The sequence below is a fragment of the Robertmurraya phoenicis genome, from assembly GCF_047302285.1.
Classification (GTDB): Bacteria; Bacillota; Bacilli; order Bacillales; family Cytobacillaceae; genus Robertmurraya.
This window is the reverse complement of sequence record NZ_CP154845.1, coordinates 1,293,989-1,309,899: the sequence shown is the minus strand read 5'-3', so window position 1 is coordinate 1,309,899 and position 15,911 is coordinate 1,293,989. Positions and strand designations below refer to the sequence as shown.

Annotated in this window: 15 protein-coding genes; 6 read left to right on the top strand and 9 right to left on the bottom strand. The window is 36.1% G+C overall.

Annotated features, from left to right (window positions below; all coding sequences use genetic code 11):
- Positions 1 to 112: 112 nt before the first annotated feature.
- From mbcS to ezrA, 5 genes are all read right to left on the bottom strand, one after another.
- Entirely contained in the window at positions 113 to 1,699 is a 1,587-nt protein-coding gene (mbcS, locus tag AA0X71_RS06365) for an acyl-CoA synthetase MbcS (RefSeq protein ID WP_413360475.1), read from the bottom strand.
- 272 nt (positions 1,700 to 1,971) lie between these two features.
- Positions 1,972 to 2,175, bottom strand: coding sequence for a small, acid-soluble spore protein, alpha/beta type (locus AA0X71_RS06360; RefSeq protein ID WP_413360473.1), 204 nt, complete (start codon positions 2,173 to 2,175; stop codon positions 1,972 to 1,974).
- Between the two features lie 88 nt (positions 2,176 to 2,263).
- The gene (gene thiI, locus AA0X71_RS06355) at positions 2,264 to 3,466 is read right to left on the bottom strand and encodes a tRNA uracil 4-sulfurtransferase ThiI (RefSeq protein WP_413360471.1); all 1,203 of its coding nucleotides are present in this window, start codon (positions 3,464 to 3,466) and stop codon (positions 2,264 to 2,266) included.
- Position 3,467: 1 nt separating this feature from the next.
- A complete protein-coding gene (locus AA0X71_RS06350) occupies positions 3,468 to 4,610 on the bottom strand; it encodes a cysteine desulfurase family protein (protein ID WP_413360469.1) in 1,143 nt (380 codons plus the stop codon).
- 171 nt (positions 4,611 to 4,781) lie between these two features.
- Positions 4,782 to 6,476 (bottom strand): septation ring formation regulator EzrA, encoded by a 1,695-nt coding sequence (ezrA, locus tag AA0X71_RS06345; RefSeq protein WP_413360466.1) that lies wholly within the window; start codon positions 6,474 to 6,476, stop codon positions 4,782 to 4,784.
- Positions 6,477 to 6,756: 280 nt separating this feature from the next.
- Between ezrA and hisJ the strand changes: the two genes are divergently transcribed.
- On the top strand, positions 6,757 to 7,551 hold the full coding sequence (gene hisJ, locus AA0X71_RS06340; protein WP_413362501.1) for a histidinol-phosphatase HisJ: 795 nt from the start codon (positions 6,757 to 6,759) through the stop codon (positions 7,549 to 7,551).
- Between the two features lie 39 nt (positions 7,552 to 7,590).
- Here the strand turns inward: hisJ and refZ are convergent, their stop codons facing one another.
- Positions 7,591 to 8,226, bottom strand: a complete 636-nt coding sequence (gene refZ, locus AA0X71_RS06335; protein WP_413360464.1) for a forespore capture DNA-binding protein RefZ — start codon at positions 8,224 to 8,226, stop codon at positions 7,591 to 7,593.
- Between the two features lie 238 nt (positions 8,227 to 8,464).
- On the opposite strand from refZ, the gene AA0X71_RS06330 reads away from it, so the two are divergent.
- Positions 8,465 to 8,944, top strand: a complete 480-nt coding sequence (locus AA0X71_RS06330; protein ID WP_413360462.1) for a GAF domain-containing protein — start codon at positions 8,465 to 8,467, stop codon at positions 8,942 to 8,944.
- 37 nt (positions 8,945 to 8,981) lie between these two features.
- Here AA0X71_RS06330 and AA0X71_RS06325 read toward each other — a convergent pair whose 3' ends face one another.
- A complete protein-coding gene (locus AA0X71_RS06325) occupies positions 8,982 to 9,179 on the bottom strand; it encodes a hypothetical protein (RefSeq protein WP_413360460.1) in 198 nt (65 codons plus the stop codon).
- 92 nt (positions 9,180 to 9,271) lie between these two features.
- On the bottom strand, positions 9,272 to 11,149 hold the full coding sequence (locus AA0X71_RS06320) for a diguanylate cyclase (protein WP_413360458.1): 1,878 nt from the start codon (positions 11,147 to 11,149) through the stop codon (positions 9,272 to 9,274).
- Positions 11,150 to 11,637: 488 nt separating this feature from the next.
- On the opposite strand from AA0X71_RS06320, the gene rpsD reads away from it, so the two are divergent.
- From rpsD to AA0X71_RS06300, 4 genes are all read left to right on the top strand, one after another.
- Positions 11,638 to 12,240, top strand: a complete 603-nt coding sequence (gene rpsD / locus AA0X71_RS06315; protein ID WP_413360455.1) for a 30S ribosomal protein S4 — start codon at positions 11,638 to 11,640, stop codon at positions 12,238 to 12,240.
- 253 nt (positions 12,241 to 12,493) lie between these two features.
- The gene (locus AA0X71_RS06310; RefSeq protein WP_413360453.1) at positions 12,494 to 13,495 is read left to right on the top strand and encodes a transposase; all 1,002 of its coding nucleotides are present in this window, start codon (positions 12,494 to 12,496) and stop codon (positions 13,493 to 13,495) included.
- Between the two features lie 142 nt (positions 13,496 to 13,637).
- Positions 13,638 to 14,075 carry a hypothetical protein gene (locus AA0X71_RS06305; RefSeq protein WP_413359312.1) on the top strand — a complete coding sequence of 146 codons (438 nt, stop codon included), beginning with the start codon at positions 13,638 to 13,640 and terminating at the stop codon, positions 14,073 to 14,075.
- A gap of 121 nt (positions 14,076 to 14,196) precedes the next feature.
- Positions 14,197 to 15,309 carry a hypothetical protein gene (locus AA0X71_RS06300; protein WP_413360451.1) on the top strand — a complete coding sequence of 371 codons (1,113 nt, stop codon included), beginning with the start codon at positions 14,197 to 14,199 and terminating at the stop codon, positions 15,307 to 15,309.
- A gap of 344 nt (positions 15,310 to 15,653) precedes the next feature.
- Here the strand turns inward: AA0X71_RS06300 and AA0X71_RS06295 are convergent, their stop codons facing one another.
- The gene (locus AA0X71_RS06295; protein WP_413360449.1) at positions 15,654 to 15,902 is read right to left on the bottom strand and encodes a hypothetical protein; all 249 of its coding nucleotides are present in this window, start codon (positions 15,900 to 15,902) and stop codon (positions 15,654 to 15,656) included.
- Between the last annotated feature and the right edge of the window lie 9 nt (positions 15,903 to 15,911).

Genomic DNA, 15,911 nt, shown 5'->3' with positions numbered 1-15,911 from the left:
AATTGATTTTCTATAAAAAAAAGCAGACGAATTAAGTCGCCTGCATCATAATGTGTGACAATAAAGAAGTTCATAAACGCCCCTAGGTGTATTGAACCATTCCATTAATTTTTTAATTTGTTGTCGCCTTCTCTAGCTCTTTTTGCCTCAATTCCACCCTACGAATTTTTCCAGAAGTCGTCTTTGGTAGATCGGATACAAATTCAATTTTTCGAGGGTATTTATAGGGTGCCGTTAATCCTTTAACATGGTCTTGAAGTTCCTTAACTAAAATCGGATTCTCGGTATCAATCCCGTCTTTCAATACAATAAACGCTTTGACAATATGGCCTCTTGTTTCATCAGGACTTGCCACTACTGCACATTCTTTGACAGAAGGATGCTTGACAAGGGCATCTTCTACTTCAAATGGTCCGATTGTATAGCCAGAGCTGATGATGATATCGTCTCCTCTACCTTCAAACCAAAAGTAACCTTCTTCATCCTTTTTCGCTCTGTCCCCAGTGATGTAATAATCTCCACGGAACTGCATAGCTGTTCTTTCAGGGTCCTTGTAATAATGTTTAAATAATGCCGGTGTATCAATATGAACGGCAATATCTCCAACCTCTCCAGGTGCGCACGGTTCACCTTCTTCATTTATAATCTCTACTCGATTACCTGGAATCGGTTTGCCCATTGAACCAGCTTTAAGTTCCATTCCCTTCGTAATTCCCACAAGTAAAGTATTCTCTGTTTGCCCGTATCCATCTCGTACTTCCACATTGAAATACTTCTTAAATGTATCAATGACATTTCTATTTAACGGTTCTCCAGCCGAAACTGCACTACGTAAATGAGCCAATGAGTAGTCAGTAAGATTCTCTACCTTTGCCATTAACCGGTATTCAGTCGGTGTGCAGCAAAGGACATTGACGGCATATTTATCAAGCAATGCTAAGTATTTTTGCGGGTTGAATTTGCCGTTATAGACAATTCCCGTAGCACCTGTACCTAATACGGAAAGAAATGGACTCCATATCCACTTTTGCCATCCAGGACCTGCCGTTGCCCAAACCGTATCTCCATCTTCAATACTGAGCCAATTTGGTGCAGCTGCACGTAAATGAGCATAAGCCCACCCATGTGTATGTACGACGCCCTTAGGATTTCCGGTTGTTCCAGAAGTATAAGACAAAAAGGCCATATCTTCTTTATCCGTATTCGCCAAAGGCAATTCATCTGGAGCAAGGTCCATCTCTTTATCAAGATGAATCCACCCTTTTGCTTCATCTCCAACAACAAATTTCGGGAGCTTTTCAATTTCGTCTAAGTCATCAAATTGGTCTACATATTGATGATAGCTTACAATCGCCTTAACATCTCCATGGGTTATCCGATATTGAAGGTCCTTTGTTCTAAGCATTTCAGAACTTGGAATGACGACAAGTCCAGTCTTTAGCGCCGCAATATAAACCTGATAAGCTTCAATCAATCTTGGAACAATAATTAAAACGACATCACCTTTTTCAAGACCACTTCCTAAGAAAACGTTTCCAATCTTATTGGCGTTTTTCAGTAAATCTTTATAAGTAATTTCCCTTGTGTCACCTTCCTCCGATTCCCATTTAAGAGCAAGCCTATTTGGATCCCCTGCATACTTTTCCATTTCTGAAACTAAGTTGTAGTTATTTGGTGCCAAAAAATCTTCTCTTTTCATCCTAACTCCCCCTAAAATAATATTGTTTCACTATGTTCCACAGATAGAATTTCGAACAACCGACTAGGAAGGGACCTACATCCAATATTTTTTATTATCTAGTCATAATAGTTAGTGTCAATAATATTTTACCTTGTCTCTTTTAAAAATACTAGATGGAATTTTCAAAATTTACTTTCAATATAGTTTTTTTATCATTCTTTGAGCAAATTTAAGGCACGAAAAAAGGAGCAAGCCGAAGCTTACTCCTCGTAGCCATTTTTATTTAATTTTTATTTGAAACCTCCGCCTAATTGTGATTCTGCCATTGATACAAGGCGTTTCGTGATTTCTCCACCAACTGAACCGTTAGCGCGAGAAGTTGTGTCAGCTCCAAGACTTACGCCAAATTCAGTAGCAATCTCATACTTCATTTGATCTAAAGCTTGCTGAGCACCTGAAACAACTAATTGGTTTGAGCTGCTGTTGTTTGCCATAGGATATCACCTCCTTGTGAATATAGAATGTGTTATCCTTATGACCTTCATGCAAATTTATTGCTGGTAATTGTTCACAAATAAGGGATTAAAATAGCTCGTCTAGTTCAGCCTTTTCTTTTGGACTAATACGAATCGTTTCTGTTTTCTCAACCGCTTCCTGAATTAAGTGCTCAAAGTCAAAAAAGCTCTCGTAATACTCCACTTTTTCCTTTTTTGGCTTTGTTTTTGGAGATGCTGGTACAAAAACGGTACAGCAATCTTCATATGGTTGAATGGAAATATCATGGGTGTCAATTTCCCGAGCAATTTTGATAATATCCGTTTTGTCCATCATCACCAGTGGGCGAAGAATCGGCGTTGATGTCACATCATTGATCGCATACATACTCTCTAATGTTTGGCTCGCTACCTGACCTAAGCTTTCACCTGTCACAATGGCTAATCCCTCATGTCGAGCTCTTAATTTATCGGTAATGTTCAGCATCATTCTTCTCGTAGTCGTCATCGTATAGTTCTCAGGAATCTGTTTTTGAATCGCTTGCTGTGTAGCCGTGAAAGGCACAATGTGCAACGTAAAATATCCACCGTTTGCCTTCGCAAGCTTTTCTGCCAGTTCAATGACTTTTTGTTTTGAACGTTCACTCGTAAAAGGTGGACTGAAGAAATGGACTGCCTCTACTTCTAAACCACGTTTCATTGATAGATAACCTGCAACTGGACTATCAATTCCTCCTGAGAGCATGAGCATCGCTTTTCCACTCGAACCTATTGGTAAGCCGCCAGCTCCCTGAATATTTTCACATGACAAATAAGTTGCCTCCGGACGTACCTCTACCCGAAGATCAATATCTGGATTCTTCACATCCACCTTTAAATTAGGAACATTTTTAAGCAAATAGGCTCCAAATTCTTGATTCAATTCATTTGTATCAAGTTCATACGTTTTATCTGCACGTCGCGCCGTTATTTTAAAGCTCTTCCCCTCTGTATGCACCTCTCGGAAAAGCTGTAAGGCAGCGCTCTTCATTTCTTCTAAATCTTTACTTGTTTTAACTGCAGGACTGAAGGATTGAATGCCAAAAATCCCTCTAATCCGCTCAATGATTTGATCACCGTTATCCCCATTTAACACGATATACATCCGTTCCCTTTGCCCTTGAACCTTCGCATTTGGAAAGTCACTTATCGCATGTTGAATACTTTTTTTGAGTTTTTCCACAAATTTATTGCGGTTTCGCCCTTTTGTTGAAATTTCACCATATCGTATTAAAATTCGATCATAGTTCATCTTAATTCATAACCTCTTTCAATTTATTTACCGTTTCCTTTATCGCTTTTATCACAAAATCAGCTTCTTCTATTGTGTTGTCATAGGATAAACTGATACGAATTGCACTCTTCGCTATGTCTTCTGAAACCCCCATTGCGATTAATGTACTGCTGACTGCTTGTTTTTTCGATGAGCAGGCACTGGTCGTTGATACATAAATATCTTTCTCCTCTAAGGCATGGACAAAGACCTCTGCTTTAAATCCCTTAATTGAAAAATTGATAATATGAGGAGCAGAGCCTTTTGCTGGAGTATGAATCGTAACCTCCTCGAGTTCTGAAATCCCCTTGATGATGGTCTCCTTTACTTGAAGGAGTTTGTCTAAAAACTCTCTCTCATTCTCTAACGTCATCCTAAGAGCTTTAGCAAGTGCAACCATCCCTGCTACATTTTCCGTCCCACTACGCTGTTTTCGTTCCTGATTGCCCCCTGTTAGCAACGGTGAGATGTTTACTCCCTCACGTATGTAGAGAAGCCCAGTTCCCTTTAAACCATGAAATTTATGGGCTGAGTAAGAGCAGAGATCAACAGAGCATTTTTGTATATTTAACGGAACCTTTCCAATCCCTTGAATATTATCAACATGAAATAATATTTTTGGATAGTTTTTTAACATATTTCCGATTGCTTCTATCGGTTGAACTGTTCCCACTTCATTATTGACATGCATGATGGACACCAGAATCGTATCCTCTGAAATTGCTTGTTCTACATCTTTAACATGAACGCTTCCTTCTTGATCAACGGGAAGATAGGTCACCTTGAATCCGAGTTCCTCCAATTGCTGAAAGGTTTCTTTTATTGAGGCATGTTCTACCGCTGTTGTGACAAGATGATTCCCCCGTTTTCGATGCATCAACGCCGCACCTTTAACAGCCAAATTATTGCTCTCCGTTCCACCAGATGTAAAAATCAGTTCATTCGCTTTCACTTCTAATAACTCGGCTATTTGCTTTCTCCCCATATTCAAAAGCTTTTCTGCTTCCCCACCCATTCGATGTAATGAAGAAGGATTGCCAAAATATTCGGTCGTCACTTTCACAAAGGAATCGACTACTTCTTCATATGGTTTTGTTGTCGCACTATTATCGAAATATATCATCACTTTCCCCCTAAACCTAGGTACTCATTCTTTAAAGTATGTTTGACGCTTTCGCTAACAGTAAATGTTAACATACATCATCAAATTTGAAAATCATCCAGAAACAATTGCGCATAAAAAAGCTGACTAAAAAGTGTTTTACACCACTTTTAAGTCAGCTTTAGAATTTACTTAGTATACATGCTCTTCAAGCAAAGCTTCGATTTTTTTCAAGGCGCCTGGTTCAATTTCTTCGATTGATGTGGCAGCTTGCTCCAATGCAGTTTGATAGTCATAGCCTCGGAACGATATTTCAGCTTCTCTTAACCCTTTTTCCACAGAAGGATATCTGCTTCTATAGCGATTTCCATATTGAATGACCTTTTCCACTAACATAACCGTCTCAACCATTTCATTTGTCATTTCAAAGGTCTTTTCAACATGTAAAACAGCGACCTCTAGAACGTTTAGTACGCTCGGAATATCCAATGGCTTTTCTTCTAGCTTCTTTTTCACATCTGCAATACTTTCTTTTGCATCGTCAAAAAGGACTACATAATCTTCCGGTAAACCAGGAATATTATTTTTCGATACGAGTTTGATGGACTCTGTCATTTTTCTCGTTAATTCTTGTACCTTCTCTCTTGCTGAAAGTTCATCCTTTCTAAGCATTTGAAGGTTTTCTTTAAACGTAACATACTCCAAACTTACGGCTTCTAACTCTTCCTTGATTTTCGTTAATTCTTCTTTTAAAAAGGAAAAAGCTGTTTCATCCTTTGTGATTTTATGCTCTAACAACTCATAACGCTTCTGTAATTGATGGACAAGCTTTTCTAATTTTCCTTCCTCCTCAAGCTTATTTTCAGGAAGATGATAGCTATGCTTGATTAATTCAATTTCAGTTTTCAAATCCACACTTGCTTGTATCGTCGTTTCCAGTAATTGCTTCGTTTCTTCTTCAGTATCCTTGATGAATTGTTTTGCCGTGACCTCAGCTTCTAGTAAATCATAAAGGAACTCAATCCGTTCCCTCATATCATCAAAGCCTTTTTCGACTTCTTCTGTTTCGGTTCTCTCTAAATATTGCTTAAAGATCTCGAGTTCATTTTCGATTTTATCAATTTCTTGATCCATTTGAACATGTTCTAACACAAATCCTTGCTGCACCATTTCACGGAATCCATCTTTCAACTCCTCCAGTTGAGCTGGAATTTTTGACAGACACTCCACAAGGAGATTCGGAATCTTTTCTAATTTAATGGTGACAGCTTCAAGTTTTGTCTTGATGGAATCGACCATTTCTCGGGCTTTAAGATAGTTCCCGCTATTTGTAAGTTCGTCAAATTCCTGAAAATTCAAGATGATTTCATCAAGTTGTAATTCTAAATTCTTTTCGGCAATTCCGTAATTTAGATGATGAGCTAAGAGTGTTTTTTTACTTAAACGGTAAATTTCTCTCAGTTCTTCCATTTCGACTCTACTTTTCTCTTCGCTACCAACCAAATCGGTGATTTCATCAATTAATACTTGAATATTATTTTCAGTTTCACGTAAATCTTTCTCGATCGCTACAAGAAATGTCTTCGCCTTTTTAAATCGATATTTGTCAATGTACTCTTCTGCATCAAACAAATATTCTTCTACGTCGGGGAGACCAGAAGTGACAATCTCGTCCCATTCTCTTCTCCACTTTTCGAAGAGCTCTTCTGTTTGTCCCGTCATATTCAATTTCTTTACCTTTGACATTTCCTCTAATACTGGACGATTCATAATATCAATCTTCCAAGCTTCTAACCGATCAATTTCTTTATAAAACCTCTTTTTAAAAATATAACCTGTTATATATAGAATAAGAATTAAAACTAGTGCGCCGATAATATATTCCATATTAAGCCTCCTGTCCAGCTCAAAACTGGCCCGAAAAAATCTTATATATCCCCTAAGTGGAGTTATCATTTAGAATTCTCAAATTAATTAAATATTTTTAACCAAACCCTAGTGTATTTCAATGTTTTTATGATACCATGTAAACGACATTTTTTGACTATTAATTTCAAAATTTTTGTATTAAACACTCGAAAATTTCTAAACTTCTTTCATAGTGAGACGGAAAATGCCTTATTTCGACTATTAAAATAGGAAATATGATTGAGGAGGCTATTTAATGATGCTTAAGGACGGGCATATCCACACCCCTTTTTGTCCACACGGAACAAAGGATTCTTTCAATCAATATATCGAAAAAGCGATTCAATTAGGGTTTGAGGAAATAACTTTTACTGAGCACGCTCCCCTTCCAACTGGGTTTATCGACACAACTCCTGATCAGGATAGTGGAATGAGGCTTGATGTATTAGAAGATTACTTACATAGCATTGAGGAATTAAAGAGCACTTATAAAAAATCCATTCGGATAAATTGTGGTTTAGAAGTGGATTTTATCGAAGGATTTGAAAAGGAGATCACGGACTTTCTCGATCTTTATGGTCCGATGCTTGATGATGCGATCTTATCCGTTCATTTTTTGAAACATGAATACTCCTATGATTGTTTAGATTATAGTCCTGATGTCTTTGAGCAAATGATTCAAAAGTACGGCTCTCTACAAGCCGTCTATCAAAATTATTATCGAACGTTATTACGTTCGATTCAAGCTGAACTTGGGCCTTATAAACCGAAGCGAATCGGTCATATTACATTAGTGAAGAAATTCCAAAAGAAATTCCCTCCTGTTGATGACAATAAAATAGAATTAATGAATATTCTAAAAATAATCAGAGATCGGGGCTATGAGCTGGATTATAACGGGGCAGGAACGGCTAAACCGCTATGTCGTGAGACCTATCCACCGAAATGGGTTGCCGAAGAAGCACTTAAACTTGGAATTCCTCTAATATATGGTTCAGATGCCCATCAGGCGAAGGAACTAAAACAGGGCTTTGAGGAATTAATTCGTAAATAAACTTAAATACCAAACGGCTTTGTTTGCCGTTTGGTATTGTTAGTTATTGGCGACAGATAAACTATGACTCGGTTTCCGACAAATAACGCCTTCAAACCAGCCATTAATATCCTTTAAATATCTTTTTACAAAATAATTTTCGTTCGGAATCACTTGGAGGACTTCCGTTAAGTAATAGCTATTTAGAAAGGGCATTGTAATTAAGCTTTTATATTGAATCAACATATAATTAACAGAGAAGGAATGAAACTCCTTTGCCCGAATCCCATCTTCAAATACACTTTTTAAGTAATATCGTTCTTTCAAAATGTAAGTTGACATGACTTCTCTTACCATTTGTGAATCGATTGATATTTCCCGAAGTACGAGTCTTGTAAGCTGAATATATTCACTGTGAAAATGAAGAATTTTCTCTGTGATTTGTCGCAGTTGCCCCAATGCCCCTTCTTTCATCCCATCATGATAGCCCTCTTCAATCAGCTGTAAATACTTTTCAAAATATGTTGTAAAACAATGCTCTAAAAGACCTTCTTTACTTTGAAAATAATAGGAAATATTGGATACATTGACCTTCGCTTTACCTGCAATATCCCTTATGGAAGTCCCGTTAAATCCTTTTGTGTTAAATAGATGAATAGCTGCTTCTAGGATATCATCTTTCGTATTCTGAACCATGTTAACACCGCCTTTTCCACCTAGTCTCTATGATAAAATACTAGCGTACATACAAACTTATTTTCTCACTATATAAACTTCTTCTATTACTCTCATTTTCCTTTATAAAAAAATAGACAAAGTCCCCTATTTTTCTACTGTTTCTGCTACAATGAAGGAAATTTCTTAGTCATTTATATTCGTTTTTTATCATAATTTGTGGCATAATGAGAAAATCATTTTTTATAGGGGGAGAATTATGTTTAAAGTGCAATCATATGACGGCAATCGGCAGGATCAATACAACCTCCTTAACAAGCAGCTTGTTGCTCTATTAGAAGGAGAGCCAAATCAAATGGCTAATTTAAGCAATGCGGCTGCGCTTTTGAACCAATTTTTAGATAGAATTAATTGGGTTGGGTTCTATTTAACAGATGAAAATGAACTTGTTTTAGGACCATTTCAAGGGTTACCAGCATGTGTGAGAATTTCTTTTGGGAAAGGAGTTTGCGGCACTAGCGCGAGTCAAATGAAGACGCTCCGCGTTGAGGACGTTCACGAATTTCCAGGGCATATCGCTTGTGACGCAGCTTCCCAATCTGAAATTGTTGTTCCACTTATTAAGGATGGAAAGGTAATAGGAGTACTTGACATCGATTCTCCTGAAAAGAATCGCTTTGATGAAGTAGATCAAGAAAACTTAGAGGCCTTCGTTGAGGAGCTTGTTCGTTTTCTTTAAATGGTTAAAGGCTAGATGATCAACTCGTCTAGCCTTTTTAGCAGAAAAAATATTTATACCCCAAATAGTAAAAATTCTTTTCCAATTCTTCCTCTGAAATACTAATTCTTTCAGAGAGATCTTCTGTTCTTAAGACAAATTCTTTTACTCCGATGAATTCTGATTCGACTATCATATAAAATAGCGTTCCTTTTTTGAACCCTTTAAATTTATTTTTCAATTTGTATTTTTTCATCCTAAAACCCCTGATATACAAATATAAGGCTTACATAAAAACAAGACTATCCCCTTTGAAGAATAGCCTTGTTAAATCTAAGTTATTGAATATTAGCTGATTAGCTCTTCATCTTCTTGAATGACCACTTTATTTTTCCCTGTTTCTTTTGCTAAATACAAAGCTTGGTCAGCTCTTTTAAATAATCTTGTAAAGCTATCATCTTTTTCTTTCGTCCAGAAAGAAACGCCACATGATATCGTAATTCGAGGAGCTGTCAACTCTTTTACTTTCATCACTAATCTTTCAGCAATAGACACTGCTACATGCAAGGGAATTCTTGGGAGGTATATGGCAAGCTCTTCTCCACCCCATCTGGATCCAATATCGTTTTCCCTAATATTTTCATGGATGATGGAAGCCACTTGAATAAGGACCTCATCTCCCACTTGATGTCCATAGGAATCATTAATTTGCTTAAAGTTATCAATATCAATCAAAATAAAGCTTCCTAAGGCATCTTCAGCCATCGAACGTTGAATATTTTCATTTAAATAATTTCGAGAGTGCAATTTCGTTAGATGATCCGTAATAACCATTTTTTCTAACTCTTCTCGAAGCATGGAATTCGAGAATGCCAATGTAGAATGATGAATCAATGATTGCATTAGCTTAAACGTTTCAAAAGAAAAGTGATACGGCAACCGGTGTAGAACTAAAGCAAATCCCATAATGACATCTGTTTGTACCATTGGCACAGCCATTACCGAGCGAAAATTGATTGAGGCATTTTCAAGAAGTAGGTCTCCAAGAAAGATCGAATCTTTTTCTGTTTTTATTTTCCTTGCAATGTACTCAAGATATTGCTGTGAGTCTTCAGAAAAGAAGAAGTCTGTACTTCCTTTGAGAACTTTTATTTGTTCAAAATTGTCGGATACAAGGATAAAGCCTACTTCCTCTGCTACAAAGGATGTCTGGATTTGCCCAGTCATAAAATTAATCGTTTCTGTTAAACGAAGGTCAGAATTTAAACGACGCGTTGTTTCATTAATCAATTGAAGATCGGAAATCAACTTTCTCGATTGTTGATACAACTGAGCGTTTTCTAGAGCGGAGCCTGCTGTATTGGCAAGGAGCATAATAAACTCCATTTCATTATTTGGGAAAGTCCGCGTATTTGGCGCTATAACCTGAAGGACACCATAAACACCTTGTTTTCCCTTTAATGGTGCATAGAGAATCGATTTCCGTTCTTGGACAGAGTCTTCTAATTGGACCGTACCTGTAACAAAGGCTTGCATAGCTGATATATTTTCACTATCGTATTCTAAATCCTTAATAGGCAGCTTTGCATTATTGTTATTATCATGGGACAGCATTAAGTAATAAGTGAAGCTAGGGTATACTTCTTGAAGGGTAAAAATAATTTCTCCTAGTACATCGTCCATATTCATGGAAGAATGGAATTTTTCCGTTACCCTAAATAATTGCTTATATCTCTTTTCTTCAAATATCACTTCGGAAATTCCTTTTGCCTTATAAAGAAATTTCGCACATTCCGTTGCGAGACGTTCTATAAAAGGAGCGGAACTGTAAATTTCTTTAGATATACCTTTTATAGCTAGTACTCCAAGGTTTTCGTTGTCCCCACGCATCGGTAACAAAAGGTCATATTTTTCAAAATGTGAAAAAGGGAATGGTTGGCGAATGATAGAATTATTTAGAACAAGTTCTTTCAGGTCCTCGCTAATCAATTTGGAAAAGGAATTACTGGTTTTTCCCACTTCACCCGTAGAAGTGATCATATACATTTCCTTACTCCAATCATGAAGGTTGAAAAATGTTAATTCTTCAGATTGGATAAAGTTTTGTATAACAATAAGCATTTCTTTTAGTAATTCTTCGTAGGAAAGGATGCCTTTGTCCTGATCTATCAAATCAAAAAAGTGACTTTTTAGGTTCATTATTAACTCTTTTTCAAGCAAATTCATTTATATCATCACCTATTATCATCCGTTTTCTTAATCGATCGCTATACTTTATTTTATAATAATATGTATTGAATTTTTGTCGGATTTTTGTCAATTTAGTTTCAAAAAACGATGTTTGTCACAGCATACGAATGATTTAAACTACGACATTGGTTTTCCTAGCTTGTACATTTAAGGTAGACATTCGTATTCCTAAATAAGACAACAATTCCTATTATACCACATATGTTTCTTGGATTATTAGAAACTTTATTCTTTTTTTATTCTTTCCTTGACTTCTATTCCCAATTATAGATATAATATTCTTTGTGTAAAATATCGCAGCTTATGTGAACACCTTTTGTGTTTCATTTTGTTCCTCATTATGATGGGGTACTGTGTAACCCTCTGCTGCGAGGGCGAAGGTACATGAAAACAAAATGATCATAAATGTTGCTGTCACGTCTGTTTTTATTTTACCCAAATAAAAACACAAGGAGGAGTCATTCATGGCTCGTTATACAGGTCCAAGCTGGAAATTATCTCGCCGTCTTGGTATTTCATTAAGTGGTACAGGTAAAGAATTAGAAAAGCGTCCTTACGCTCCTGGACAACATGGTCCAAACCAACGTAAGAAATTATCAGAATACGGTTTACAATTACAAGAGAAGCAAAAGCTTCGTCATATGTATGGTGTAAACGAGCGTCAATTCCGTAACCTATTCGACAAAGCTGGCAAAATGGCTGGTGTACACGGTGAAAACTTCATGGCTCTACTTGAGTCTCGTTTAGATAACGTCGTTTACCGTTTAGGTTTAGCTCGTACTCGTCGTCAAGCTCGTCAGCTTGTAAACCATGGTCACATTTTAGTTGATGGCAAGCGTGTAGATATCCCATCTTACCGCGTAGCTGCTAGTCAAACAATCGGCGTTCGTGAAAAGTCACGTAACCTAGACATCATCAAAGAAGCAATCGAAGTAAACAACTTCGTACCTGACTTCTTAACTTTTGATGCTGATAAACTAGAAGGTACTTTCACTCGTCTTCCAGAGCGTTCTGAACTTCCAGCTGAAGTGAACGAATCTCTAATCGTCGAGTACTATTCTCGTTAATTAAATTGCTTTTTAAAAAGCGATACAAAACACCCTAGAATTGTTGGTAAATCAACGTTTCTAGGGTGTTTTATTTAACTCTTGATTTGTATTCTAATGTATTCCTCACCACTTAATTGGAGGAGGTTTTGAGGGCGCTTTTTATAACATGTCGTGGACGATCGCTTTAAAAAAAACTTATACGGAATAAATAACACCAACAACGATAATGAGTTATAATAGACTTATAAATCATATAAGTTGGTGTTTATTTATGCGTACAAAAAATCGGCTGAATCCACTCGAATCTATCTATTACAGTCCTGAAATTATAAATTGCCCTGACTGCAACACGAAATTAACTTATTGTCACCCTGTTTGGCGAAAAACCATCTCTACCCTAAAAGGGGAATTTAAAGTTATCAATCTAGGTTATCGTTGTGAAAATAACGCTTGTGAAAACAATTCTGTTTACCGTTCTGCTGAAGCAGAACAGCTTAGTATGAAACACATCACTTATGGGATGGATGTCATTGCACACATTGGACACTTGCGTTTCAAGGAACATAAAACCCGTTCGGAAATCGCCACTATCCTGTCTGAGAAGCAGGTGAAAATATCAGAAAGGCAAGTTCAAAAACTGTACGAACGTTATGCGTTACTACTTAGATCAGCGATTCAAGATAATATGAAAGATACTCTGAACGAAGTGGTTGAACAAAACGGTGGCCTTGTCTTATCCATTGATGGTGTTCAACCTGAAAAAGGAAATGAAACATTGTATGTCATACGAGAGGTCTTAAGTGGCACCATTTTGGCAGCACACAATTTAAAGAGCAGCGCCTCTCAAGAATTGATTGGAATCATTCAACCAATCCTTGATTGGGGATACCCAATTAAAGGTTTTATTAGCGATGGCCAACAGTCGATCCGTTTGGCAATCGAGAAAATAGCTCCTGACATTCCTTATCAATATTGTCAGTTCCATTACTTCAAAGATATCGCGAAACCATTGGTAGAAAAGGACCGAAAATTAAAGACAAACATCAAAAAGAAATTAAGGGGAATCCGAGAAATCGAAAGGAAAATAGAAGAATCACCATCAGGATTGGAAGAAGAAATCGCGAGTGATTATGTCGCAGCGATTCAATCCGTCCTTTTAGAAGATGGAAAGCCACCGTTTGAATTGCCAGGTACACGAGTTTTTGAGCGAACAAAATCAATCAAAGACTCGATTGAAAAATGCCTGGATAAAAAAGGGGACTCCTCTTCTTAAAAAGTTGTTCAGAATAGTCAGTAATGTTGATAACTATAAAAAGGATTATCAGCTCATAAAACGATGGGACCGACGTTTTAAACGGATTGCCACAATCATGGAACCTTTAGAAAATAAATCAAGTTCCTGGGTTGAATCTAGATTGAGAAGATATTTGATCCAAATAGAAAAAGAACTAAACCGTGAAGATGATTTAACCTTTGTGGACAATCTGATGAGATATAGTAAAGGATTTTGGAAAGGCCTCTTCACCTTTTATGATTTTCCCCTCCTACCAAGGACAAATAATGACCTAGAACTTTTCTTTAGAAGAACAAAAGTAAGGCATCGTAGGATTACAGGAAGTCGAACCTGGAATCGATACATTGTTCGTCATGGAGAAAATATCGTATTCGTCGAAAATGTTAAAAATGAGCAGGATGGACTGCAAAAGATTCAGAATGCCACCTATTCTGCTTACAAAAAAGAATCAAAAAAATGGAATAGGCGAATATATGAACACACAAAACAGAGACGGTTTAAACAGGACCCAGATGCATATTTAAACATTATTGAAAGCAAATGGAAACGGCACAACTAACCAATTGTGTTAGTTGTGCCGCGCAAGAAAAAAAACATTCTTTTAATATATCTTGTTTAAATTTCAAGAAGACAAAACAATTAATTTCTTCAAATAATATAGATCATTTAGAGGCGAATTTATGTTAAATTTTGATGATAAAGATTTAATTCAGATGCTTAGTTTAGGAACTGATTCAGATGTAGAATTGAATGCAATGAAAGAAAAGAAAGTTGAGTTTAGAAAACATTTTGGACAATTACTCAGTAAGAGTAGAAAAAATGCAAAAAGCAATGAATGTTTTTATTGTGGTGAAAAATGTAGTAGTTTTTGCAATTCGCACTCAATACCTGCTTTTTTTCTAAGAAACATCGCTCACGAAGGGTTTGTTTATAATAACCATAAATTAATAAACATGCCATTATTAGATGATGATATAGGTGTAAACAAGACTGGTACTTTTCAATTAATTTGTAGAGAATGTGATAGCAAAATATTTAGTGACTATGAAAATCCGGACAATTATGAAGGTACACCAACTTCAAAAATGATAGCACAAATTGCAATGAAAAATTTCTTAAAAAGCATAAGTAAAAAAAAATTAGAAATTGAAATATTTAATAATATGGTGGATAGTACCAAACAACCATTTGAAAACATTGAGCAAAGACAAATTATAAATAATTTAGATTTACAAGAATACATCGAAGGATTTAATCGTGCAAAACGAGTAGAAAAAAAAGGATGGGATAATGAGTATTATTTATTTTATCATCAAAAACTAGACTATGTTGTTCCAATCGCTTTCCAAAGTACTATTGTATTGCTAACTGATTTTGAAGGTAATATTATTAACAATATATACAACTATTCACCCGAATATCAAATGAAATCGATTCATATATGTGTATTCCCACTTGAAAGTTCTAGTGTAATTATGATGTTTGTAGATTCAAAGGAAAAGAGATACAGATCCTTCTACAAGCAATTCCGAAAACTGTCTCACGAAGATAAGTTAGCTGCAATAAATTTTATAATTTTTAGTTATTCTGAAGATGTATTTATACACAAAAAAATCAACGAAGAAGTTTTAAAACATCAAGGTCTGGTAGATGTTAGTAGAAAATCCTTAGAGCTAATAACAACAAATCCAAATATAGATGTTGACCCTTTGTTACTAGGTAAAGAAAATGTTAATTTTGATAAAATGCACGAAATTCCTAACCTGCTCTCGAAGGAGTTCAAAGTTCTATAACTTGTAAGGGGGATTTTTACATTTGTTAATTTAGTTGCTACTCAAATAGCAATTACCGAAGTCTTAGAAACGTTCTTAATACAATGGTTCTAGGGTTTTTTATTTATTCTCTGCTTTGTAGAATAATGTAATCTCCCTCACTCATTTGGGGGGTACCTTTGAGGGAAGTTTTTTTTGACTCCACCCATCAAAACCCGTGATCACTAGGGCTTTCCATAACGTAGAAAATTACTCTCGTTAATAGCTTTTTAACGATTAAAACCCTAGATAAAAATTCTCTAGGGTTTTTGTTTGTTTACAAAAAAGAGAAGTGAGTTATTAAAATTCACTTCTCTCTTCTATTATTAATGTTCTGATGGTAGTCCCATCAATTTAATTTGAGAATGCTCTGATGGTAGTCCAGCTAACTCAATTGTGGAGGATAGCTTCATTGGACTATGTTCAGAAGGAAGCCCAGCTAGTTCGTATTTGTAAGATAACTTACTAGGACCGTGCTCAGATGGAAGCCCTGCATAATCATTTAAATTCACAAATGCAAAACCAATTCCTAATAACGATACAGCTAATAAAGTTTTAGTTAAAAGTTTTTTCAAATTACTCAA